The sequence below is a fragment of the Pseudomonas rhodesiae genome (assembly GCF_013285305.1).
GTDB lineage: Bacteria > Pseudomonadota > Gammaproteobacteria > Pseudomonadales > Pseudomonadaceae > Aquipseudomonas > Aquipseudomonas rhodesiae.
Genome location: NZ_CP054205.1, coordinates 4,990,585 through 5,014,687 on the forward strand (window position 1 = coordinate 4,990,585; position 24,103 = coordinate 5,014,687).

18 protein-coding genes are annotated in these 24,103 nt (G+C 61.7%); 5 read left to right on the forward strand and 13 right to left on the reverse strand.

The window, feature by feature from the left end; all coding sequences use genetic code 11:
- Positions 1-10: 10 nt before the first annotated feature.
- Together mdaB and HRH33_RS22625 are read right to left on the reverse strand one after the other, a co-directional pair.
- Positions 11-601 carry an NADPH:quinone oxidoreductase MdaB gene (gene mdaB, locus HRH33_RS22620; RefSeq protein ID WP_167416591.1) on the reverse strand — a complete coding sequence of 197 codons (591 nt, stop codon included), beginning with the start codon at positions 599-601 and terminating at the stop codon, positions 11-13.
- A 115-nt stretch (positions 602-716) separates the two neighbouring features.
- Positions 717-1,481, reverse strand: coding sequence for a sulfite exporter TauE/SafE family protein (locus HRH33_RS22625; RefSeq protein ID WP_167416590.1), 765 nt, complete (start codon positions 1,479-1,481; stop codon positions 717-719).
- 152 nt (positions 1,482-1,633) lie between these two features.
- Between HRH33_RS22625 and HRH33_RS22630 the strand changes: the two genes are divergently transcribed.
- The gene (locus tag HRH33_RS22630) at positions 1,634-2,554 is read left to right on the forward strand and encodes a LysR family transcriptional regulator (protein ID WP_167416589.1); all 921 of its coding nucleotides are present in this window, start codon (positions 1,634-1,636) and stop codon (positions 2,552-2,554) included.
- Between the two features lie 45 nt (positions 2,555-2,599).
- On the opposite strand, the gene kynU is transcribed toward HRH33_RS22630, so the two are convergent.
- Positions 2,600-3,850 (reverse strand): kynureninase, encoded by a 1,251-nt coding sequence (gene kynU, locus HRH33_RS22635; RefSeq protein ID WP_167416588.1) that lies wholly within the window; start codon positions 3,848-3,850, stop codon positions 2,600-2,602.
- A 144-nt stretch (positions 3,851-3,994) separates the two neighbouring features.
- On the opposite strand from kynU, the gene HRH33_RS22640 reads away from it, so the two are divergent.
- Positions 3,995-4,468 (forward strand): Lrp/AsnC family transcriptional regulator, encoded by a 474-nt coding sequence (locus HRH33_RS22640; protein ID WP_034100577.1) that lies wholly within the window; start codon positions 3,995-3,997, stop codon positions 4,466-4,468.
- Positions 4,469-4,690: 222 nt separating this feature from the next.
- Entirely contained in the window at positions 4,691-6,094 is a 1,404-nt protein-coding gene (locus HRH33_RS22645) for an amino acid permease (RefSeq protein ID WP_034100579.1), read from the forward strand.
- A 40-nt stretch (positions 6,095-6,134) separates the two neighbouring features.
- On the opposite strand, the gene kynA is transcribed toward HRH33_RS22645, so the two are convergent.
- Both kynA and kynB read right to left on the reverse strand, forming a co-directional pair.
- Positions 6,135-6,992 (reverse strand): tryptophan 2,3-dioxygenase, encoded by an 858-nt coding sequence (kynA, locus tag HRH33_RS22650; RefSeq protein ID WP_034100581.1) that lies wholly within the window; start codon positions 6,990-6,992, stop codon positions 6,135-6,137.
- The gene (gene kynB, locus HRH33_RS22655) at positions 6,989-7,639 is read right to left on the reverse strand and encodes an arylformamidase (protein WP_034139282.1); all 651 of its coding nucleotides are present in this window, start codon (positions 7,637-7,639) and stop codon (positions 6,989-6,991) included. Before kynB ends, kynA begins: the two co-directional genes overlap by 4 nt.
- A 357-nt stretch (positions 7,640-7,996) precedes the next feature.
- Between kynB and HRH33_RS22660 the strand changes: the two genes are divergently transcribed.
- On the forward strand, positions 7,997-8,341 hold the full coding sequence (locus tag HRH33_RS22660; RefSeq protein ID WP_003230905.1) for a cupin domain-containing protein: 345 nt from the start codon (positions 7,997-7,999) through the stop codon (positions 8,339-8,341).
- An 85-nt stretch (positions 8,342-8,426) separates the two neighbouring features.
- Here HRH33_RS22660 and mmsB read toward each other — a convergent pair whose 3' ends face one another.
- Both mmsB and HRH33_RS22670 read right to left on the reverse strand, forming a co-directional pair.
- Positions 8,427-9,314, reverse strand: a complete 888-nt coding sequence (gene mmsB, locus HRH33_RS22665; RefSeq protein ID WP_167416587.1) for a 3-hydroxyisobutyrate dehydrogenase — start codon at positions 9,312-9,314, stop codon at positions 8,427-8,429.
- 15 nt (positions 9,315-9,329) lie between these two features.
- Positions 9,330-10,847, reverse strand: a complete 1,518-nt coding sequence (locus tag HRH33_RS22670; RefSeq protein WP_034100588.1) for a CoA-acylating methylmalonate-semialdehyde dehydrogenase — start codon at positions 10,845-10,847, stop codon at positions 9,330-9,332.
- 132 nt (positions 10,848-10,979) lie between these two features.
- Between HRH33_RS22670 and HRH33_RS22675 the strand changes: the two genes are divergently transcribed.
- Entirely contained in the window at positions 10,980-11,927 is a 948-nt protein-coding gene (locus HRH33_RS22675; RefSeq protein WP_123478635.1) for a LysR family transcriptional regulator, read from the forward strand.
- A 400-nt stretch (positions 11,928-12,327) separates the two neighbouring features.
- Here HRH33_RS22675 and yfiB read toward each other — a convergent pair whose 3' ends face one another.
- From yfiB to recC, 6 genes are all read right to left on the reverse strand, one after another.
- Positions 12,328-12,819 carry an outer membrane lipoprotein YfiB gene (gene yfiB, locus HRH33_RS22680; RefSeq protein ID WP_034115081.1) on the reverse strand — a complete coding sequence of 164 codons (492 nt, stop codon included), beginning with the start codon at positions 12,817-12,819 and terminating at the stop codon, positions 12,328-12,330.
- 4 nt (positions 12,820-12,823) lie between these two features.
- A complete protein-coding gene (dgcN, locus tag HRH33_RS22685; protein ID WP_123478633.1) occupies positions 12,824-14,086 on the reverse strand; it encodes a diguanylate cyclase DgcN/YfiN in 1,263 nt (420 codons plus the stop codon).
- On the reverse strand, positions 14,083-14,658 hold the full coding sequence (yfiR, locus tag HRH33_RS22690) for a regulatory sequestration protein YfiR (RefSeq protein WP_034115083.1): 576 nt from the start codon (positions 14,656-14,658) through the stop codon (positions 14,083-14,085). The genes dgcN and yfiR overlap by 4 nt, the downstream gene beginning before the upstream one ends.
- Positions 14,659-14,813: 155 nt before the next feature.
- Complete coding sequence (gene recD, locus HRH33_RS22695; RefSeq protein WP_167416586.1) at positions 14,814-16,871, reverse strand: exodeoxyribonuclease V subunit alpha; 2,058 nt, start codon at positions 16,869-16,871, stop codon at positions 14,814-14,816.
- Positions 16,868-20,542, reverse strand: a complete 3,675-nt coding sequence (recB, locus tag HRH33_RS22700) for an exodeoxyribonuclease V subunit beta (RefSeq protein WP_167416585.1) — start codon at positions 20,540-20,542, stop codon at positions 16,868-16,870. The genes recD and recB overlap by 4 nt, the downstream gene beginning before the upstream one ends.
- Complete coding sequence (gene recC, locus HRH33_RS22705) at positions 20,539-23,991, reverse strand: exodeoxyribonuclease V subunit gamma (RefSeq protein WP_167416584.1); 3,453 nt, start codon at positions 23,989-23,991, stop codon at positions 20,539-20,541. Before recC ends, recB begins: the two co-directional genes overlap by 4 nt.
- Between the last annotated feature and the right edge of the window lie 112 nt (positions 23,992-24,103).

Consider the following 24,103-nt stretch of genomic DNA (forward strand, 5'->3'; position numbering starts at 1 on the left):
GAGGGGCAGCTTACACCGAGAGGTTGAACACCTGCGCCAGATGCTGCTCATAGCGCGCCACATCCGCCTCGATGGCCGGACGCTTCATCACGTCCACGCAGAGGAACGTCGGCAGGCCGGTCATGCCGAGGAACTGATTGGCCTTGTGGAATGGGAAGTACACCGCGTCCACGCCCTTGGCTTCAAAGAAGTCACTGGGGTCGTCGAACGCTTGCTGCGGTGCGTTCCAGGTCAGCGACAACATGTACTGCTTGCCCTGGATCAGGCCGCCGCTGCCGTATTTCTGCGACGCATCGGAACGGGTGCGACCATCGCTGGCATACAGGCTGCCGTGGCCTTCGGTGAAGACTTCGTCGATGTACTTCTTGACGATCCACGGCGCGCCCATCCACCAACCAGGCATCTGATAGATGATCACGTCGGCCCACAGGAACTTGGCGACCTCTTCGGCCACGTCATAGCCGGCGTCGATATGGGTGACCTTGACGTCGATACCGGCACGGTCCAGCACCGCCGCCGCCGCGTCATGCAGGGTGGCGTTGTAGCGGCCATCGGAGTGGGCGAATTGTTTACCGCCGTTGAGCAATAGGACTTTTTTCATGGGAGATTCCAGAAGGTTGAAAGGTCTGGACGCAGACTATCCATCCGGCTCCCTTTGAATAAGCCATGAACCGGCAAAATACATTTGACCTACAGGCACGAATACGCAGCCATTGTTAACCACTGATCAGCAGATGCCCGCCCAAAAACGCCATACCAACAAAAAATACCCGTTTGAACACCACGGCACTGATGCGCTGGCGTACCCACTGACCCAGCCACATGCCCAACAACGCCGGCACCAGCGCCAGCAGCGAGGCATTCAGTTCGGCGCCGCCCAGCCCGCCGCGCCAGGCCAGCCCGGCAGCCAAAGCCAGGGTAGACACGCTGAACGACAGCCCCAACGCCTGCACCAGTTGATCGCGCTGCAAGCCCAGCGCCTGCAGATACGGCACGGCGGGGATCACAAACACTCCGGTGGCGGCGGTCACGATGCCGGTGAGCAATCCGCATAACGGGCCCAGCCAGCGTTCCGTCGCCGAGCCGACGTTGAATGTGGGCAAGAACAACCCGCTCAATGCATACATCAGCAAGGCTGCGCCCAATGCGCGCGTCACCCAGTCACCACTGTCCATGCCCAGCCACAGCGTACCGAGCCCGGTGCCGAGAAAAATCAGCAGCAGCATCGGCCACAGGCGCTTGAACAGCGCACTCAGATGGCCGCCGAACGCCAATTGCCAGAGGTTGGTAACGGTCGAAGGAATGATCAGCAACGCCGCAGCCTGCGCCGGTAACATAGCCAGACCGAGCAAGCCCATGGCCACGGTGGGCAAGCCCAGGCCGACCACCCCTTTGACGGTGCCTGCCAGCATAAAGGTGCCGATCACCAGCAAAGACAAGGCCAGGCCGATATTTTGGTAAAACGTAAGGAAAGTCGTCATTGATCGATAATGACGTTTTCCGATGGGCTCGAAAATTCGCCATATACTGAGCCAGCCTCTTGTTTAGCTTGAGGCTTAGCGCCCCTCGAAACGCCAATGTGGGAGGGGGCTTGCCGCCGATTAGGCCCGCTGAGCCACCCGAGAAACCAGTCATGCACTTTGACCTGATCGACCTGCGTCTCTACCTGCACACCCTGGACGCCGGCAATATCACCGCTGGCGCATCCCGCAGCCATTTGTCCCTGGCCGCCGCCAGCGCGCGCATCCGGGCCATGGAAGCGTCGCTGGGCATCGAGCTGCTGCAACGCGGTCGCCGCGGCGTCAGCCCAACGCCCGCCGGCAAAGCCCTGGCTCGCCACGCGCGGCTGTTATTGCAACAGGCCGATCACTTGCGACAGGACCTGGCCGCCTACGCCAACGGCGTCAAAGGCCAGGTGCGCTTGCTCTGCAATACCACCGCACTGAGTGAATACTTGCCTGAACTGCTGGCGGATGTACTGCGCGAACATCCCAACCTGGATATCGACATGCAGGAACTGCCCAGCCTGCGCATCACCCAGGCGTTACGCCAGGGCACGGCCGATTTGGGGATTATCTCCGACGCCGTCGACACCCACGGCTTGCAGACCCTGCCCTTTCGCGACGACCCACTGCTGCTGATCATGCCGACGGAGCATACGTTGGCGGCAGGCCCGGTCAGTTTTGTCGACAGCCTGCAACACGATTTCGTCGGCCTGGCCGCCCACAGTGCGCTGGCGGTGTACCTGGACGAACAAGCGTTGCACGCCGGCTTTCGCCTGCACGCGCGCATCCGCGCCGAGAGCTTTGATGGGGTGATGCGCATGGTCGCCCGCGGCGCCGGCCTGGGGATCGTGCCCCAGGCCGCGTTGGACCGTTGGCCGGGGGAGCATCACTTTAAAGCCCAGCCCCTGCGCGAGGACTGGGCCTGTCGGCGACTGCTGTTATGCGCGCGCTCGTTCGAACAACTGCCGGGTTACGCCAAGGCCTTGTTCGATGCGCTGGCCAGATCCCCTGGGGGAGAGGGCTTGCCCCCGAAGACGGTACGTCAGTGACAGATGGGCTAACCGACCTATCGGGAACCAGCGCCCTCACACATTTCAGGTGACACTGTGGCGGACCTTGAATTGCGGCTGGTCCCAGGTGCGGTTATCGAGAATCTCACCGAGGATTTCCACGGCATCGAAGACTTCGGTGAAGCTTGTGTACAACGGGGTAAACCCAAAACGCATGATGCGCGGTTCGCGGTAATCGCCGATCACGCCTCGGGCGATCAGGGCCTGGATCACCGCGTAGCCTTCAGGATGCTCGAAGCTCACATGGCTGCCACGCCGGGCGTGTTCACGCGGGGTAATCAGCACAAGGTGATGGGCCGCGCAGCGAGCCTCCACCAAGTCGATAAACAGATCGGTCAACGCCAGGGATTTGCGGCGCAGGCTGGCCATGTCGGTCCGTTCGAACAGTTCCAGCCCGCATTCCACCATCGCCAGCGACGTGATCGGCTGGGTGCCGCACAGGTAACGAGCGATGCCGGCGCTCGGCGCATAGCTGGTCTCCATGGCGAACTGCCGTGTATGCCCGAACCAGCCCGACAACGGCTGGCGCACCAGGTTTACCAGCGCCGGGTTGACCCACACGAACGCCTGGGAACCGGGGCCGCCGTTGAGGTATTTGTAGGTGCAGCCAATTGCGTAATCGGCGCCGGCCCGATGCAGGTCCACCGGCACCGCGCCCGCCGAATGCGCCAGGTCCCAGATCGTCAGCGCACCGCACTCGTGGCTCAGGGTGGTCACGCCCTGCATGTCGTACAGGTAGCCGGTCTTGTAGTTGACGTGGGTGAGCATTACCACGGCCACGTCGGCGTCGATGGCCTGGGTCAGCTCGTCGGGGCTGCTCACCAAGCGCAGCGAATAGCCCTGTTGCAGCAACTCGGCCAGGCCTTCGGCGATGTACAGGTCGGTGGGAAAGTTGCCGGCCTCGCTGACGATCACCTTGCGCGTCGGCGCCCGCTGGCGCTGCACACTCAACGCGGCACTGAGCACTTTGAACAGGTTGATCGAGGTGGTATCGGTGATCGCCACTTCGCCATCGCGTGCGCCGATCAGCGGGGCCAACCGGTCGCCCAGGCGCAGGGCCAGATCCGCCCAGCCCGCGCTGTTCCAACTGCGAATCAAGCCGTCGCCCCACTCCTGGGCAATCACCTGTTGCGCCCGTGCCAGCGATGCCACGGGGCGGGCGCCCAGGGAGTTGCCATCCAGATAGATCATGCCGTGGGGCAGAGCGAACTGCTCACGCAAAGGCGCCAATGGGTCCTGGGCATCAAGGGTTTGGCAATGGCTTCGAAGGGGCATGGGCGATCCTGGTTTTTATAAGAGAAGATGAGCCAAATTATTAACGAAGCTTTAGAGAATTTTCGTGCAAAGTGGTGGGCAACAAGCTAATTAAGCTGTAGGAAATTCGAATTAAACCTCTAAATACGCGGAATTATTCTAAGCATGATTCTTGACCCCACCGACCTGCGCCTCCTGCATTTCCTGCAACAGGATGGCCGTATCAGCAACCAGGAACTGGCGGAAAAAGTCGCCCTGTCGCCCTCTGCCTGCCTGCGCCGCCTACGCCTGCTGGAGAGCGAAGGCGTGATCAGCGGCTACCGGGCGGTGCTGAATGCCGAGCAACTGGGGATCGAATTGGAGGCCATCGTTCACCTGTCTTTGCGCCAGGACGTGGAGGATTGGCACGAGACGTTCATCAAGAAAGTGCAAGGCTGGCCGGAAGTGGCCAGCGCCTATGTGATCACCGGCGCCAGCAACTATGTGCTACGGGTACAGGCGCGTAACCTCAAGCATTTTTCGGACTTTATCGTGAACCACCTAAACCGCACGGCGGGGGTGACGGATATTCGCTCGGAGATCGTGCTGCAGAAAATCAAGGATCGGGATGAGGTGTTGGATCTGGTCGTGCGCAAATAATCAGCCACGCCCCCATTCAAATGTGAGAGGGAGTTGACCCGGCAAGCACGGCCACCTCAACAATGGTGGAATCCGCCCAACAATGGCTGTTGGATCAGGCACTTGATGGCGTTCAGCTGTATTACGAACAGTTCACGCAGAGTAATATCTGACCCCAGCACTTCTGAGGGGCTGATGCGGCCTGCACTCACCCTTAAGAAAAACAAGTAGAAGGGAACGTTAATGGCGGATGACATGGTTAACCCGGTGGGCCTCAAGCGTGGCTTGAAGAACCGGCATATTCAGCTGATCGCTTTGGGCGGCGCCATCGGTACGGGGTTGTTCCTCGGCTCGGCCGGGGTACTCAAGTCTGCCGGGCCGTCGATGATCCTCGGCTACGCGATCGCCGGTTTCATCGCCTTCCTGATCATGCGCCAGCTCGGCGAAATGATCGTCGAAGAGCCGGTGGCCGGTTCTTTCAGCCACTTCGCGCACAAATACTGGGGCGGTTACGCGGGCTTCCTGGCAGGCTGGAACTACTGGGTGCTGTATGTGCTGGTGGGCATGGCCGAACTGACGGCGGTGGGCAAATACATCCAGTTCTGGTGGCCGGAGATTCCGACCTGGGTCAGTGCGTTGGTGTTCTTCGTCGCAGTGAACTTGATCAATACGCTGAACGTGAAGTTCTTCGGTGAGGCCGAGTTCTGGTTCGCGATCATCAAGGTGGTGGCGATTGTCGGCATGATCGTGCTCGGCTGCTATTTGCTGTTCAGCGGCAGCGGCGGCCCCCAGGCCTCCATCGACAATCTGTGGAGCCACGGCGGGTTCTTCCCCAATGGCGGCATGGGGCTGTTGATGTCCATGGCGTTCATCATGTTCTCCTTCGGTGGCCTGGAGCTGGTGGGCATTACCGCCGCCGAGGCCAGCGAACCGCGCAAGGTGATCCCCAAGGCGATCAATCAGGTGGTGTACCGCATCCTGATTTTCTACGTGGGTGCGCTGACCGTGCTGCTGTCGCTGTATCCATGGGACCAATTGCTGCAAACCCTCGGCGCGTCGGGCGACGCTTACAGCGGCAGCCCGTTCGTGCAGATCTTCTCGCTGATCGGTAACGACACCGCTGCGCACATCCTCAACTTCGTGGTGCTGACCGCGGCGCTGTCGGTGTACAACAGCGGCGTGTACTGCAACAGCCGCATGTTGTTCGGCCTGGCCGAGCAAGGCGATGCGCCCAAAGCGCTGATGAAGCTCAACAAGCAAGGCGTGCCGCTGCGAGCCCTGGCGATCTCGGCGCTGGTGACGATGCTGTGCGTGGTGGTCAACTACGTCGCGCCGCAGAGCGCGCTGGAGTTGCTGTTCGCCCTGGTGGTTGCCTCGTTGATGATCAACTGGGCGCTGATCAGCATCACCCATATCAAGTTCCGCAAGGCCATGGGCCAGCAAGGCGTGGAGCCGTCGTTCAAGACCTTCTGGTTCCCGTTCAGCAACTACCTGTGCCTGGCGTTCATGTTGATGATCGTCAGCGTGATGCTGGCCATTCCGGGGATTCGCGAGTCGGTGTTTGCGATGCCGGTGTGGGTGGGGGTGATCTATGTGGCCTATCGGTTGCGAATGAGTAAGGCGAAAGCGGTCGCCGCTGCGCAGTGATAGCCATATGGGAGAGGGCTTGCCCCCCTCCCATATTTGTTTACAGCGTGGAACGCACTCGCCACAGCTCGGGGAACAACACCGTGTCGAGCATCTTGCGCAGGTAACCCACGCCTTCGGTTCCCCCGGTGCCCGGTTGGAAGCCGATGATGCGCTCTACCGTGGTCACATGGCGGAAGCGCCACTGGCGGAACGAGTCCTCCAGGTCGATAAACTTTTCGGCCAACTGGTACAGGTCCCAGTAACGGCTCGGATCGCGATACACCTCGCGCCATGCCGCCTCCACCGAGTCATCGTGTACGGTCGCGGCCGTTGGGTCGCGTTCGGCGCGTTGCGGGTCAATCGCCAAACCGGCCTTGACCATCAAATTGATCGCCTCGTCATACAGCGACGGCGTGGCAATCGCCACTTGCAGTTGCTGCAACAATTCCGGTCGATGGGCATGGGGCCGCAACAATGCCGGGCTCTTGTTGCCGAGAATAAATTCGATCTCACGGTACTGAAACGACTGGAACCCCGACGACTGCCCCAGGAACGGGCGAATGGCCTTGTATTCCGACGGTGTCATGGTCGCCAGCACGGCCCAGGCATGCACCAGTTGGTCGAAGATTCGCGACACCCGCGCCAGCATCTTGAACGCCGGCGGCAACTCGCCCAGGCGCACATGCTCGCGGGCGGCCTTGAGTTCATGGAGCATCAGCTTCATCCACAGCTCGGAGGTCTGGTGCTGGATGATAAACAGCATTTCGTTGTGGTCCGGCGACAGAGGGTGCTGGGCGCTGAGCACTTTGCCCAGGTCCAGGTAGTCGCCGTAGCTCATGGACTCGGAAAAATTCAGCTCGGCGTTATGCCATTCTTCCGGGGCTTGGTAGTCGGCAGAAAAGGGACATTGGCTCATCGCGTGGGCTCCTTGAGCGGGCGCAGGATTGCGCGGACCGGGCTGGCGTCGAGGTGGGCAAAGCGCAGCGGCAAGGCGATCAGCTCGTAGTCGCCCTCCGGCACGTCGTCGAGCACGATGCCTTCGAGAATCGCCATGCCATGCCGGGCCACGGCGTTGTGAGCGTCCATGGTCTTGGACTGTTGCGGGTCCAGGGACGGGGTGTCGATACCGATCAGTCGCACCCCCAGGCTGGCAAGCCGCTCGATGGTTTGCGCGGCGATGGCGGTGAAATTCTCATCCCACTCGGTCAGCGGCGCTTGTGGATAAGTACGCAGCAATACGCGCTCGGGCAAGTTATCCACACGACCGTCGAGCTGATGGGGCTGCACCAGCGCGCCACTGTCCAGGCAATGCAGCACTCGGCACGGGCCCATGTACACATCCAGCGACACCTCGCCAATCGGCGCGCCGTCGGCGCTGTAATGCAGCGGTGCATCCACATGGGCGCCGGTATGCGGCGAAAAGGTCACACGCCCGACATTCACCGGACACTCCGGGCCCAACTGCCATACGCGTTCTTCCTGAAACGGCGTATCGCCCGGCCAGGTGGGCGTGGCCGCGCTCAAGGGCGGGCTGATGTCCCACCACGTTTTTATTGGGTTCATGCTCAAGGCTCTCGGTCGTTACTGGAGTGAATGATACGAGGGCCTGCTGTGAATTTTCTTGCAAATTCTGGCGTAAGAGGTGAGTTCTTTCGCACTTACTGCGAGAAACAGGCTTATTCACGCTCGAATATGTCGCCTAATGTGGGAGGGGGGCTTGCCCCCGATTAAGTGGGCCAGTTGATCCAGGTGCCCGTTGTGACGCCGCCATCAAGGGCAAGCCCCTCCCACACTGACCTCGCCGTGCCAATAACACCCTATTCACCTGCGTTTCTGGACATCCCGATGTCGAGTTCAGACCACTGAGGGTGCCGGCGACGCTATAGGGTTCGACTCTCGTTTCCTTGCCTCGGAGTCATCATGTCCAAGCCCATTACCGTACTGCGCGACACCCATCCCTTGCCGGTCCTGGATGCCTGCAAATGGGAGAAGCTCGAAGGCGACCCGCACACCGTCAACCTTAACGCCTACACCAGCGAAGACGGCAGCAAGATCATGGGCACTTGGATCTGCACCCCAGGCAAGTGGTATGTGGAATACGTGAAGTGGGAATACTGCCACTTCCAGGAAGGCTACTGCGTGATCACCCCCGAAGGGATGGAGCCGATTCACTTGCGGGCTGGGGATATCTTTGTGGTGGAGCCAGGGATGAAGGGGACGTGGGAAGTGGTCGAGACGGTGCGTAAGTATTTTGTGTTTGCCTGAGTAATCACCCGCTTATGGGGGGATTGGGCAGGTTGGTGGTGAGCGGGCTGGTCCTGCTCACCACGCAGTTTCCTTTGCGTAGGATCTACTTAGGCTTGCGATAGCTGTTAACAATCGCCGAGAAGTCCTTGCCGCCCTCCCCGCGCTGGCTCATGGATTGATACAACTGTTGGGCCACAGCGCCCAGAATCACCGGTTGCTTGGCCTGGCGGGCAGCTTCGGTGGCCAACCCCAAGTCCTTGAGCATCAGGTCCGCGCCGAAACCGCCGGTATAGCCGCGCGACGCAGGGGCAGTTTCGATCACGCCTGGCCACGGGTTGTAAGTGTCGGAACTCCAGCAGCGCCCGGTGGAGCTGTTGATAATGCCCGCAAGCACCTGGGTGTCGATCCCCAGCGCATCGCCTAAAGCCATGGCTTCGCTGACGCCCACCATGCTGATGCCCAGCAACAGGTTGTTGCAGATCTTGGCGATCTGACCAGTACCTACTTCACCGCAATGCACGATGTTGCGGCCCATTTGCCCCAGTACCGGTTGCAGGGTAGCGAACAGTTCAGGGGTCGCGCCGACCATAAAGGTCAGCGTACCCGCCTGGGCGCCGCCGGTGCCGCCGGAGACGGGCGCGTCGGCCATCGCCACGCCGTGTTTGGCTGCCGCTGCGGCCACATCGCGAGCAGTCTGCGGGTCGATGGTGCTGCAATCCACCGCCGGCACGCCGCTACCGATACCGGCGAGTACGCCATCGTCATTGAGCCACACACTGCGTACATGGGCGGCGGCCGGCAGCATGGTAATCACCAGCTCTGCGCCCTGGGCCGCATGGCGTGGCGAGTCGCTGATGGTACCGCCCAGTTCGGCGAGTTCCTTGAGCACGGTATGGTTGAGGTCGAACAGGTTCAGCGCGTGGCCGGCCTTGATCAAGTTGCGGGCCATGGGCGCGCCCATGTTGCCCAAACCGATAAATGCAATCTTCATGAGGGTCTCCCGGAATCAGCGCAGGTTGATGGTGGTGTTGACGCCATCGTTGACCGTGTCGTCGTCGAACCAGCGGCTCGTGACGGTTTTGGTCTGGGTGTAGAACTGCACCACTTGCTTGCCGTAGGGGCCGAGGTCACCGAGCTTGGAACCACGGGAACCGGTGAAGCTGAAGAACGGCACCGGCACAGGGATCGGGATGTTGATACCCACCTGGCCCACGTCGATTTCGCTCTGGAATTTACGCGCCGCCGCCCCACTCTGGGTAAACAGGCCGGTGCCATTGCCGAACGGGTTGGCGTTGACCAGGGCGATGGCCTCATCAAGGGTGTCGACTTCGATCACCACCAGCACCGGGCCGAAGATTTCTTCGGTGTAGATGCGCATGTCCGTGGTCACGCCCGAGAACAGGGTCGGGCCGACAAAGTTGCCCTGCTCGAAACCCGGCACCTGGATGTCGCGACCGTCCAATTCGAGCTTGGCGCCTTGCTGCACGCCACTTTCGATCAGCTCCAGGATGCGTGCCTTGGCGCGCTTAGAAATCACCGGGCCGACATCGGTGCCGGCTTCGCTGCCGGCGTTGACCTTGAGCTTCTGCGCCAGCGCCTTCAGGTCCGGCAGCCATTGCTTGGACGCGCCCACCAGCACCACCACCGACGTGGCCATGCAGCGCTGGCCTGCCGCACCGAAACCGGCGCCGACCAAGGCATTGAGGGTGTGTTCGCGGTTGGCATCCGGCAGCACGACGGCGTGGTTCTTGGCGCCCATCATCGACTGCACGCGCTTGCCGTGCTTGCCGGCCAGGTCATACACGTGGGTGCCGACGGCGGTGGAGCCGACGAAGGACACCGCCTTGATGTCCTTATGAGTGCACAGTGCATCTACCACGTCCTTGCCGCCATGCACCACGTTGAGCACACCGGCCGGTACGCCGGCTTCCAGCGCCAGCTCCACCAGCAGCATGGTCGATAGTGGGTCCTGTTCGGACGGTTTGAGGACGAAGGTGTTACCACAGGCGATGGCCATCGGGAACATCCATAGCGGAATCATCGCCGGGAAGTTGAACGGGGTAATGCCCGCACACACGCCGATGGGCTGACGCAGGGTGTAGGTATCGACGCCACCGGCGACGTTCTCGGCGAACTCGCCCATTTGCAGGGTACCGATGGAACAGGCGTGCTCCACCACTTCCAAGCCACGGAAAATATCGCCCTCGGCATCGGCAATAGTCTTACCCTGCTCGGCGCTGAGCACGACAGCGATGCGTTTGGAATGTTCGCGAATCAACGCCTGCAGCTTGAGCATGATGCGCATGCGCGCGCCGATCGGCGTTAGCTTCCAGGTCTGGAAGGCGCGATGGGCGGCATCGATGGCGGCGTTGACTTCATCGGCAGTGGCAAACGGGACTTTGGCCAACACTTGCTGAGTGGCGGGGTTGACGATGTCTTGCCACTGGGTGGTCTTGGACTCGACCCACTCACCGTTGATCAGCAACTTGACCGGTTGTACGGAAATTTCGGCAGATGCGTTCATGTGGTCTCCAATTCTTATTTATATGCAGAGAACCAAGGCGTTGAACCGCCTTGAAGAATGAGGCGTTCGGACTGTTTTTGGAGTATAGATGTGCAAATCTCTAATAAGAACGCACATAAAAGCCGGACCAATATGCAAAAAAACATCACGTCGCTGGGCTCCCTGAACTGGGATGACCTGAAGTTTTTCCTCGAAGTGGCCCGCACCCGCAAGGCCAGCGTCGCCGCCAAGCGCCTGGCGGTGGACTACACCACGGTGTCGCGGCGCATCAGTTCGCTGGAAGTGTCATTGGGCACGCTGCTGTTCGAAAAATCCCGCACCAACGGCTTTGTACTCACCCTCGAAGGCCAACGATTGCTGGGCTACGCCGAGTCCATTGAAAGCACCCTGCACATGGCCTGCGAGCAGGTGTCCGGCTCCGGCGTCGCTCTGTCCGGGCATGTGCGCATGGGCTGCACCGAGGGCTTCGGCAGCTTCTTCGTCACGCCGCAATTGAGCCACTTTGTCGACACCTACCCGGCGATCTCCGTCGACATCCTGCCCCTGCCCCACTTCATCAGCCTGTCCAAGCGCGAAGCCGACATCGTCATCGCCCTGGAACGCCCGGAACACGGGCCGTACGTGTGTTGCAAACTGTGCGACTACACCCTACAGCTGTACGCCACCCAGGATTACCTCGACCAACACCCGCCGATCCAACGCCCGGCGGACCTGGCCACCCACCCGTTTATCAGTTACGTCGATGACCTGGCCTTCAGCTCCGAGCTGCTCTACCTGGCCAACGTAGTCCCCGGCGCCAGCGCCAGCCTGCGCAGCACCAGCGTGATTGCGCAGTACGTCGCGGCACAACAGGGCCGCTCGATGGCGATACTGCCGTGCTTCCTGGCGGCACAAGACCCACGCTTGTTGCCGGTGCTGGGGGAGCAAATCACGATCACGCGCCAGTTTTGGATGTATTGCCGGGAGGACTTAAGGAAGCTGAAGCGGATTACGTTGTTGTGGGACTACATCCGGGAAGTGACCGAGCAGAACCGGGGGTTGTTGATGGGGGAAACGCGGGAGATGCGGTTTGCGGATTAATCGGCCGAAGCCAGACCAACAGGTGGGCAGGGACTCGCCGTGGTTCAGCCACGCCGCCATCGGGGGCAAGCCCCCTCCCACCTCGAATGCATTGCAGGTTGAATACCTGGCTGACGAAACCAGATCAAATGTGGGAGAGGGCTTGCCCCCTCCCACCTCGAATGCGTTGCAAGTTGAATACCTGGCTGACGAAACCAGATCAAATGTGGGAGAGGGCTTGCCCCCTCCCACCTCGAATGCGTTGCAGGTTGAATACCTGGCTGACGAAACCAGATCAAATGTGGGAGGGGGCTTGCCCCCGATGGGGCCTGCTCAGTCGATACCTGTGTTGCAGACCCACCGCTTTCGGGGGGGCAAGCTCATACTTGATCGGCATTCAGGTTGAAGCACCCGAAACCGCTCAGTCGGCAATCACCACAATCGCCACCCGTCGATTCTCGGTGCGCCCTGCGGCTGTATCGTTCGACGCCACGGGCTGGCTGCTGCCCAAGCCGCGCAGTTGGATGTTTTCTTCTTTCATACCCACGCTCGTCAGCACCGTGGCCACGCTTTTGGCGCGGCGCAGGGAGAGTTGCTCGTTGTAGGCTTCTTTGCCGGAGGCGTCGGTGTGGCCGTCCACGCGTACGCGCTCTATGCCCACGCCGAGCAGGGCTTTACCGATGCGTTGGACGATCGCGGTGCTCGGCGGGTTGAGGGTTTCGATGTCGCTGCCGAACAGCACTTTGCCCGACAGGCCGAATGCCCAGCCGTCATCCGTGAGTTCAAAGCCCTGTTGTTTGAGCACCGCGACTTGCGCCGGGGTCAGGCCTTTAGGGGGTTGTGTCTGACAGCCGCCGAGGGCCAACAAGGCCACCAGCACGGTAAGAAACAGAACGCGTGCAGTCGAGAACAAGGGATCAACTCCTGTGTTGAACGTTAACAGCAGAGTGCTCCGACTCCGCCGTGTGCTGGCCGCCCTGGGTCAGGCGTTTGGCCTGGTACATCGCCGCGTCGGCGGCATTGAGCAAGGTGCCGGGTGTGGCGCCATGCTCGGGGTAAATAGCAATGCCGATGCTGAGCGACGTCAGCACTTGAGTGCCACCCGGCACCTCAATCGGCATGTCCATGCTGGCGATGATCTTGTCAGCGATGCGTTGCGCGTCCTCGGCCTTGTGCAACGGCGCAAGCAGGATGGCGAACTCGTCACCGCCCAGGCGCGCCACCAGGTCACCGTCACGCAGTTGCGCGCGCACACGGGCAGCGACAGCCACCAGCACCGCGTCGCCGGCGGCGTGGCCGAAGTTGTCGTTGATGTCTTTGAAGCGATCGCTGTCGAGGAACAATACCGCGACCCGCTCGTCGAGCTTGGCCGCGCCGCGCAGGGCTCGAATCAGCCGACCTTCGAAGAACGCGCGGTTGGGCAGGCCGGTCAGGCTGTCGTGGTTGGCCTGGTGGGCCAGGGTTTCGTTTTCGCTTTGCAGGTGGCTTTGCCAGGCTTCCATTTCGCCGAGCAAGGCATTGAAGTCACTGCCCAGGCTGTCGAGTTCGGCGATGCGCGCGGGCGGTACACGTCGATCAAAATCCCGCTCGCTGCGAGCGGCGTGAGCCACGGCGGCCAGGCTTTGCAACGGCACGGTGATCCCGCGCAGCAGTCGCCGGGCCAGGTGTAATGCGACCCAGGCGCTGAGGGCGGTGCAGATCAGAATCCCGGCCAGACCACTGAGCAGGAAGCGCAGCAGGCTGCCGCCGTGGCCGGTCAGGTGGATACTGCCGACGGTGCGGCCCTGGTGCAGGATCGGTTGGTTGATCGGCTGTTCAAGCAGGGCATGCGCCAGTGCCAGTTCCACCCGCGAGAGCATGCCGGTTTCGGGGCGTGCCCAGTGGGCCAGTAACTTGCCGTTGGCGTCGAAAACGTCGGCATCGGCCACCTCTTCGGTGGACGCAATCAGGCTCAGTGCCTCGGTGGCTGCGGCGCGGTCGTTGAACACCACCGCCGCTTCCACGGTGTAAGTGATGGAGCGTGCGATCAGGTGCAAGTTGTGTTCGGCATAGACGCGCAGCGCCAGCACGCCGAGCAGGGTCAGGGACACACTGGCCAGGGTCACCGCCACCAGAGCCAGGATCAAATGACCACGGCCGATAACCGAGCGCAGGCTAGGTCGCACTTTCACATGGGTCATGGAGCAGGCGCCCGGCGGCGGGACAGTTGCAGCACGCTGGGGTGAATGCGCACGCCGCTGCGTGCCACCGAGTCGAGGTTGACCTCGAACGACACTTGTTCATCGCTTACGCGCAGGCAAAACAAGCTGCCGACGGTGCACTGGTCGCCGCCTTCGCTGATGCTGAGCACCGGGTGGCCGATCAACGAGGCAAACAATTGGCTGCGCTCATCGGCGGTAAGCTTGCCGATGTACACCGCGTCGCAGGCGTTGACGATATCGGGATGGTTGACCAACAGGCGCTGCACCACCACCGGACGGCCGGTCGCCTGGGTGGTGCCTTTGATCAGGTCATCGGTGTATTGGGTGGGCCCGACGATACACAGGCGCAATTGCGCTGGCTCCACCGGCCACCGCGCGTAACTGAGAATACCGAGTACCACCTGAGTGACCGCCTGGGCACGCTGCGCGGCCATACCCTCGGTGGCCGGGACGTCCGCAAACCCGTATGGCGCCAGCGCACACAGCAGCGCCATCAGCAGCAGGCGTCTCCAGCTCCAACGGCACTCTGTGGGCGAGACAGCCACGTTCATGCTGCGATTCTCTCAGGTGTTTTCGTGGGGTGATGCCGCAACGATAGCACAGCGGCGGAAAACCCCGCGAGGCAGTGCCTTCGCGAGGTCCGCTATTTTTTCAGAAAATTCAGGCAGTAGAATCAGAAATATTAGATGACCTATCAGTCAATTTTTTAGGCGCCTTGGTCCAACTCCAGCATTAACCCACTCAAGCGCTTGACCTTGCGCCGCACCGCTTCCTCAAACACACCGCCGCGCGGCTCGATCAGGCTGAACCAGCGCTTGGCGCGGGTGATGCCGGTGTATATCAATTCTTTGGTCAACACCGGGTTCAGGGCGTCGGGCAGGATCAGCGCAGTGTGGGTGAATTCCGAGCCTTGGGATTTGTGCACGGTCATGGCGTACACGGTTTCCACATCGTTCAGGCGGCTGGGCAGCACGAATCGCACGCCGCCCTGGCCGTCATTACGTGGGAAAGCCACCCGTAGCACCTGAGGGCCACCGTCGCTTTCGGGCAGTTTGAGGGCGATGCCGATATCGCCATTCATCAGGCCCAGGCCGTAGTCGTTGCGCGTCATCAGCACCGGGCGACCTTCGTACCATTGCTCGTCACCTTCGATCAGCCGCACTTTACGCAGCGCCGCGGTGATTCGCAGGTTCAACCCCTCCACACCCCACGGACCTTTGCGCACGGCGCAGAGCAATTGGAACGCGTCGAAGGCCTGCAACAATTGCTGCGCCCAGGCCGTCCAGGCGTGGTCGTCACGGGGGGTGGCGGGTGACGGACGCGCCGATTGCAGCAGGTTCAGGTAATAGCGATAGCCCTCGGCACCGCCGCCCTGCCCGTCCAGCACCAGGCGCTCAAGCGCGTGGTCGTGTTCGCCCTTGAGGCTGACGCAGAACAGGTCGCTGTGGCTGCGCGCGGCCAGCAGCTTGCGGGCCTCTTCGGCTTTTTGCTGGTTGACCCAGCGCGCCAGTTGGCCGATGCCGCTACCTTCGCCGAACCGCCGCGAATAGCGCAGCATCACCACTTGTTGCGCCAGGGGGTGGCTGTGGTCCAGGTCTTCGCTCAGGCCGCTGGTGCTGAGGTCTTCACCGCTGACGGCTTGTAGCCACTGGCGCGTGTCGGGGCTGTACCAACCGGCTTCGGCGTCGCGGCATAAATCGCCGAGCACGGCACCGGCTTCCACCGAGGCCAGTTGATCCTTGTCGCCCAGCAATACCAGACGGGCATGAGGCGGCAGCGCGTCCAGCAGATTGGCCATCATCTCCAGGTCGATCATCGAGGCTTCATCCACCACCAGTACATCCAGGGGCAGCAAGTTGCCCGCATGGTGACGGAAATGCCGAGTGCCAGGGCGACTGCCCAGCAAACGGTGGACGGTGGTGACTTGGGTCGGGATCTTTTCCCGCACCGTATCGGGAACACTCAGCGACAGCACTTGCTGGCTGATGGATTCGGTCAGGCGCGCCGCCGCTTTGCCAGTGGGAGCGGCCAGGCGAATGCGCAGCGGGCTGCCGGATTCCACGGCCGGCGCCTGCAACAGCGCGAGCAGGCGCACCACAGTGGTGGTCTTGCCGGTGCCGGGGCCGCCGGTAACGATGCTGAATGCCCCTCGGGTAGCCAGGGCGCAGGCGAGTTTCTGCCAGTCCACTACGCCGTCGGGCGCGGGTTGAGCGAACAGGCCATTGAGCCGCTCTGGCAAATCGGCGGTGAAGTTTTCCTGCGTCGCCAGGCGCTGGCGCAATGCGAAATCGATACGTCGCTCGTAGGTCCAGTAGCGCCGCAGGTACAGACGTTTCCCCGACAGCACCAGAGGCCGGCTTTGTGCCGCTTCACTGCCGTCGAGTGCAAGGGCGACCAACGAGCTGGCGGCCAGTGCATGGCACCAATGGGCGCCATCGAGGCCATCGAGCAACTGCGACGGAAGCAACATCGCGCCGGTCTGCAGGTCGCCTTCGGGCGGTAGGGACAGGGCAAAATCCGGCGCCTTTAGGGTTTCGAACAGATCAAGGCAGACGTGCCCGTGACCCAATTGGTGGCTGGTCAACGCCGCAGCGAGCAACACCAGAGGATCGGCCTGGGGATCGAGTTCGTGCAGGAAGCCAACGAAAGCCTTATCCAGCGCCCGCAACCAGCCGCGCTCGACCCAGCGTTCCAGTAATTGCACTAGATCGGCGGAGCGTTCCAGCGGCGCTAGTGCCTCCAGCGGTAATGGCGACAGGCTCATAACAGCACTCCTTGTTCCCAGGCCGGCTCAGTTTTGGGTGGCAGCGGTTTGCCTTGGAACAACAGGTCCAGGCCTTCGATCAGCGCCCGTGGCGGCCGGGTGAAATACGCGCCTTGGCTGGAAGACTGGGTGCCGCGCAGGAACAGATACAGTGCGCCGCCAATGTGGCGGTCATAATCGTAGTCGGGCAAACGTGCCTTGAGCTGGCGATGCAGGGCCAGTAGGTAGAGGACGTATTGCAGGTCATACCGATGCTCAAGGATCGACTGTTCCATGGCTTGCGGGGTGTAGGCCGAATCGTCGGGCCCGAGCCAGTTGGATTTGTAGTCGGCCACGTAGTAGCGGCCGTCGTGTTCGAACGTCAGGTCGATAAACCCCTTGAACATGCCGTTGAGCAGCACTGGTTCGGCAGCCACCCGGGCGACGCCGTCATGGGTGTACTGACACACCAGTTTATCCAGGGCGAGCACATCGACCTTATGACTGGCGAACCAGAACTCCATCTCGATCTGATAGTGCCGCAGGCCGCTCAAGGCCACGCGACCGTTATCCACAGGCAGTGGCGTGTGCAGCAGATGGCCCAGCCAGGCACTGAGGGTAACGATCCACCCCTCCCAGTTGCGCCGATTGCAACGCGCGCCGACGGCTTTTTCGATGGCCTGCGGCGTCACGTTGAAGCCTTCTTCACCCGCCCATTCCAGCAAACCGTGCAGGAAGGTGCCGGGGTTGGGGCCGCGTGGGAAACGGTGAATGTCGCCACCAGACGCTACCACTTCACGCGGTGCATCCGGGTCCAGGCGCTCGTCATCGAACAGCTTTTGCGCTTGTGGGTTTTCGGGCGCTTCGAGGGTCGCGGTGCTCAGGCTGTCGCCAATACGCAGTGCGCTGTAGGACGCAATCCACCAGTTTTCCGCCGCCTTGCGGCTGGGCAACAACGGCGCGAGCAGCGTGGCCTGGTTGCGCGGCGGGTGGAACAGCACCTTTTGCGCCTCAGGCACTTGGGCGTAATGGATGGCTGGGCAACCGTCCTGCAAATCCAGCAGCCAACGGGCCAGGCCCGTCGACTCGCGCAGCACACTGCCGCCGCCAAGCAAATAGCCCAGCGCACACAAGTGCAGGACCGAACTACTGCTGTTGCCGCGCTTGAGGTCGGCGACGCCCAGCCAGCACGCGTGCTTGGCGCGGGTCAGGGCGACGTAGAACAAGCGCAGGTCTTCGGCCAGCCGCTCGTCGTCAGCCTGGGCAATCAGCTCGGCGGTCGGGCGCAGGCTGACCTGGGATTTGCCATGTTCATCGTGGTAGTGCAGCGGCAGGCGGCTGCCGTCCACGGGTTTGGCCGAACAAATAAACGGCAGAAACACCAGGTCGTATTCCAGACCTTTGGATTTGTGGATGGTGACCACTTTGACCAATTGCTCATCGCTTTCCAGGCGCAGGATCTGCTCTTCACCGGCTTGACCCGACAGCGCCAGATGCTCGGCCAGGTGGCGGATCAATGCTTGTTCGCCGTCCAGCTCCGAGGCGGCCTGTTGCAGCAGTTCGCTCAAGTGCAAGAGGTTGGTCAACACACGTTCGCCGTCGCTGCGGGCGATCAGGGTCTGCGGCAATTTGAAATCGTGCAGCAAACGCCGCAGCATCGGGAGCACGCCTTGGGTGCGCCAAATCGCACGGTAACCGCGAAACTGCATAACGCGGCTTTCCCACGCCAATTCGTCCTGATTCAGACGCTCCAGTTCGGGCAGCGACAGATTTAACGTGACACACGCCAGGGCGGCACGCAGGGGGCGCTCCATATCCGGCTCGGCGCAGGCTTTGAGCCAGGCCAGCAGGTCGTGGGCTTCCTGGGCGGCGAACACCGAGTCCTTATCGGACAGGTACACGCTTCGCACACCCCGAGCGGCCAATTCCGCACGCACGGCTTGGGCCTCCTTGCCGTCGCGGACCAGGATGGCGATATCCGACGGCAATACACCTTTGAAGCTGGCGTCCGGCTGTAGGAAACCGGCCTTGCCTTGCTGCCCGGCATTGAGCAGCTCAACAATCTGCGTAGCACAAGCAGCAGCCAGCTGCTGGCGGTACACCGCGTTGGAAATCGGCTGGTCGGTTGCCAAGTGCCAGAGGTTCATCGCCGGCACAGGCTGGCCGTCGACCAGCAAGGTCTCTTTGCGGCCTTGGGACAATACCGGCTGGAACGGCACCGGGTTATCGCCATTCGGCTCGCGGAATAAAAACGCGCCACGCCCGGATTCCGCACGCTGGAACACATGATTCACTGCGTCGACCATTGCATGGCTGGAGCGGAAGTTGGTGCCCAGGGTGTGATGGCGGCCGAGTGTGGATTTACGTGCGCGCAGGTAGGTGTAAATGTCGGCGCCACGGAAAGCGTAGATCGCTTGCTTGGGGTCACCGATCAGGAACAGGCCGCTATCCAGGTGGTTTTCTTCGATGCGATAGATGCTGTCGAAAATGCTGTATTGCACCGGATCGGTGTCCTGGAACTCATCGATCAACGCGACTGGGAATTGCTCGCGGATCACGCTGGCCAGGCGCTCGCCGCCCTCTGCTTGAAGGGCCGCGTTGAGACGGATCAGCATGTCATCGAAGCCCATTTCGGCGCGTCGACGTTTTTCCTCTTCGAAGCGTTTACCCACCCAGGCGGCGGCGTGTTGCAACACGGCGGCGTCGGGGGTGGGCAACGCGTCAAGGCTGGCTTTGAGGTTGGCCATGGCATCGATAGCGGGATGCCGGGGCGGCTCGCCCTTCCAGGCTTCGGCCATGCCCTCGGGCGTGAGGCGTGTGAAGCCGGTGCCGATGTCCAGTTGCTCCTGGGTTTCATCGCTTGCCCAAGCACTGATTTTTTCGAACCAGGGCTCGAAATAGCGCGCTTGCATCTTGCGACCGTCGACGGCTTTGGCAGCCACGGCCTGCAGGCAAAGATCGCGCAGTTCGGCGGCCCACTGCTGCCATGGCGCTTTGAGGGCGACCAGCGCTTCGCGGCGCTCCTGCAAACAGGCGTTGATCAACTCGGCGGGATCGCGGGTTTCGTCGCTGGGACGCTCGCTGCCGAACAGCGCGCGCACGCGCGGCATCAGCGCAGCGGGGCCGCCCCAATGAGTGCGCACCCAGTTTAGGGCATCGTCGTGCATCGGGTAGCAGAACAGCCGCCAGTAATCGCGCAGTACTTCGCCGAGCAGGTCGCTGTGATCGGTTTCCAATGTCTGGGTAAACAGGCTGCCGCTGTCGAACGCATGTTCGCGCAGCATGCGCTGGCACCAACTGTGGATGGTGGACACAGCCGCTTCGTCCATCCACTGGGCAGCGATGTCCAGGCGGTTAGCGCAGGCGGGCCACTGCTCAGGCGCATAGTGCACACGCAGGTCGGCGATCAGAGCGTCGGGCGACGGGATCTCATCGCGGAAAAACCGCGCAGCTTCAGCCAGGCGAATGCGGATACGCTCACGCAGCTCCTTGGTGGCGGCGTCGGTGAAGGTCACCACCAGGATCTGCGGCGGCAGCAATTCACGACCAAAACCCCACGCATCGCCGCCGTGGCCAAGCACCAGGCGCAGGTACAAGGCGGAGATGGTGAAGGTCTTGCCGGTGCCGGCGCTGGCTTCAATCAGCTGGCTACCTTTGAGTGGGAAGGCCAGGGCCAAAGGTGTGCTGCTCATGCGCCGGCCTCCTCGCCAGTAAGTGATCGCCACGGCGCATCAAGCATGGGTCGGTACAGTGTTTCGCACCAACCTTCGAATTCTTCGCTGGCCACCAAGGCTGCGTAATCCGGAAATTGGCGCGTGAGTGCGGGGGTTTCCCGGCGTTCGCCGTCGGTGGTCAGCCCGTCGCCTTCGTAGGCTTTGCTCGCCGCGGCATGGGCTTTGGCCGGATCGGTCTGGCCCAACCAGGCGAATGCGGTCTTGACCGCCACCGGCAGCGGCTTGCGCATGCCGCTGTGCCAGGCCAGGAGCAGGTGGCCGAGGATATCCTGGGCGAGCGCTGGGTCCAGGGGGGCCAACAGCAAGGTGTCATCACTGGCCACCAGGCCGGTACTCAACGGCAGCCCGCAAGCGCAGGCCACCAGATGATTGACCCATGGGCGGATCAGACGATGCCACTTGCGTGTCTTGATCGAGCCGATGCTATTAGGGATGGTGCTGACGCTAAGCAACCCGCCATCACTGCGCCGATGCAGCCCACTGATCCAGCCTTCCAACCTGATCCCCTGATGCTCAAAACTGACCGGTTCCGTCGCGGTATGCGGGATTGGCCATAGGGCCAGTAGTTGCTGGTAGCGTTGCAGCAGGCCGGGCAAAGGCTCGATCAGTTCGTTGCGCAGGCATTCGCCGAAACCAACCATGGGCAGCAGGCCACTGCCTTGTAGGCGCTGGGCCTGCGCCTTGAGCGCCTGGTCGAGGTGCTCCGGTTGGCTCAGCGCGGCATTGAGCAGGCTGTCGCTCAGGCTGTAGCGTTGCAGAGCATCAAGGACGAAGGGTTCCTCATCGGCCAGAGGTACTTCGGCGGCCTCAAAGAACACTTTCAGACGCTGGCTGAAGAAATGCTTAACCGGGTTGCGTAGGAAATCCTGTAACTGACCGAGACTTAGAGGTTCTTCTTGCTGATGCTGCGCCAATTCCGGCTCCGTGCCGGTGACGGGCACGTCCTCGTGCAATACCTGCCATTCGCGGGCGTAGCTGAACAGCGGATCGCCTGCGTGGAAATAGCGGGCGCTGAACGGCTGCAATGGGTGTTCCTGGGTCAGCGCGTCAATGAGGGGGGCGTCGTTCGCCGCGTGCTTCCAGCCGCTGGCGAGATGATCGCGCAACTGGCCGATCAGCACCGAAGCCGGACGCTCGCTGTTGTCGCGGATGCTGCGGCCGACCCAACTGATATAGAGCTGGTCTCGGGCAGAGAGCAGGGCTTCGAGCAGCAAGTAACGGTCGTCTTCGCGACGGGACCGGTCGCCTGGGCGGTAGTCGCTGCCCATCAGGTCGAAGTCCAGCGGTGGTTGGGCGCGAGGGTAATCGCCGTCGTTCATACCCAGCAGGCAGACCAGCTTGAAGGGAATGGCACGCATGGGCATCAGGGTGCAGAAATTGACAGCTCCGGCGAGGAAACGTTGGGACAGTCGGCCTTGATCCAGACCGGCGAGCCAGGCTTCGCGGACCACGGTGAGCGGTAACTCGTCCTGCAGGCCGACGGACTCACAGGTTTCCAACCAGGTTTCTCGCAGCTGTTCCAGTTGGCTCAGCAGATAGTCATCGTGTTCACTACTGGCCAGGAAGAACCGCTGCATCAAGTCTTGCAAGCGCTCGCCCCATTGCTGCGGCGCTGCTGGCTCGGACAAGGCCTGATGAGCGTCACTCAGCGCATCGAGCAAGGCAACCAACGGGCCAATCAGCGCCGCGTCGAGGCCGCCAATTTCGTCGTAAGGTTCGATACCTTCGCAGGCCGCGCCGCTGCCCACCGCGTACCCCAGCAACATGCGGCGCAGGCCGAAGCGCCAGCTGTTCTGTTCAAGCTCAGCAGGCAGGCCCAGGCCGGCACGCTGTTGCGCGTCGAGCCCCCAGCGGATACCAGCGCCTTCGATCCAGCGATGCAGCGTCGGCAGGTCGCGTTCCTTGATTGCAAAGCGTTCGCGCAGGGCGGGGACGTCGAGCAGATCGAGGACTTCGCTGACGGGGAAGCGGCTGTCGGGGAGTTTAAGTAGATGCTCGACTGCGATCAGCAACGGATCGCGGCCGCGTTGGCCCTGGTCCGTCAGGGTGAACGGGATAAAGCGCGGATCGTTGCGCTCAAGCTGACCGAACACAGCGCGTATGTGCGGCGCGTAGCTGTCGACATCCGGGACCATAACGATGATGTCACGAGGACGCAGCGTGGGATCGGCACTGAAGCGCTGCAGCAGTTGGTCGTGCAGCACTTCGACTTCACGTTGCGCGCTGTGGGCGATGTGGAAACGGATAGACGAATCATGCTCCAAGTCGACAGCGGGCCATAGATCGCGGGTTTCATTGAGTGGGCGCAGTTCGAGGATATCGTCCTGCAACTGATTGAGCAGTGTGGTCGGGGTGCTCTCGCTGAACAGATCGATGCGTCCATCGCGGAATGCGGCGCGGTAGCTATTGGGATCATCGTAACTGTCCAGCAGGCTGATGTAGTCGCGCCCCTGTTTGCCCCAAGCAGCCAACAGCGGATGGGCATGCTGGTGCAGGGTTTGCGGGTCGATACTGATCGGCATGCCGGCTTTACGCGCCTGGCGTTTGTATTTGTTTCGAAGCAGGTCTTTGTCGGCCACGATGTCGGACCAATGGTGGCGACAGGGGTTGTGTACGCATAACAGAACTTGACTGAAACGAGCCAGACCGGCGAGTGCTTCGAGAGCCTGGGCGGGTAACGACGAAATACCGAACACGATGACCCGTGAAGGTAGGTCGGGTGGAGCTTCCTCCAGGGTATTGATGCGTTCGATAAAACGCTGATGCACGCCGGCACGGCTTTCGGCCATGCCCTCCTCACCGACATCCAGCAGCAACGCACGCCATAACTCGGCCTGCCAGCAGTTCGCCGGACTGAGGGGCTTGGCCTCACCTCGTCCATTGCGCAGTTGATGGCGACCGGCAGCCCAATCTTCCAGCCAGTCGGCGCGGTAGACCTGATATTGGTCGAACAGGTCGGCCAGGCGTTCGGCCAATTGATAGCGTTTGCGCAGGTCGGTGTCGTGGGTCAGGAAGCGCTGCAACGGCTCGAAGTGCGGTTGGTCAATGAGCTCGGGCAGTAGGCGCATCAACCGCCAAGTGAGTGGGGCTTTATCGAGCAAGGATTTGGGAGGGATTTCGTCACGCCCCAGGACCATGCGATAGAGCTGCCACATAAAACTGCCGGGAAGTTGTACGTCGATGGCAGCAGCGATGCCGCAGCCGCCCATGTCATCGTCTTCCGGATCTTCAGCCAATGCCAGCTTGAGCCACTGGGCGATACCGTTGCTTTGTACCAATGCAATTTCATTTTCCAGGGGCGCGAGGGGATACCGGCGCATCCAGCTAACCACCAGGCTGCGCAACTCATCCAAGCGGTTACCGTGAACCACCATGAATCCAGCGCTGAGGGACATCGCATCCGGCATAACAGCTTCCTTGGTAAAGCAAAATCGGGGGTATGGACTTTAGCACCGAAGTCGGCGCTGATGATGCCCACGGCTTTTCGAGCGCACAAAACAAAACCCCAACTGCTTTCGC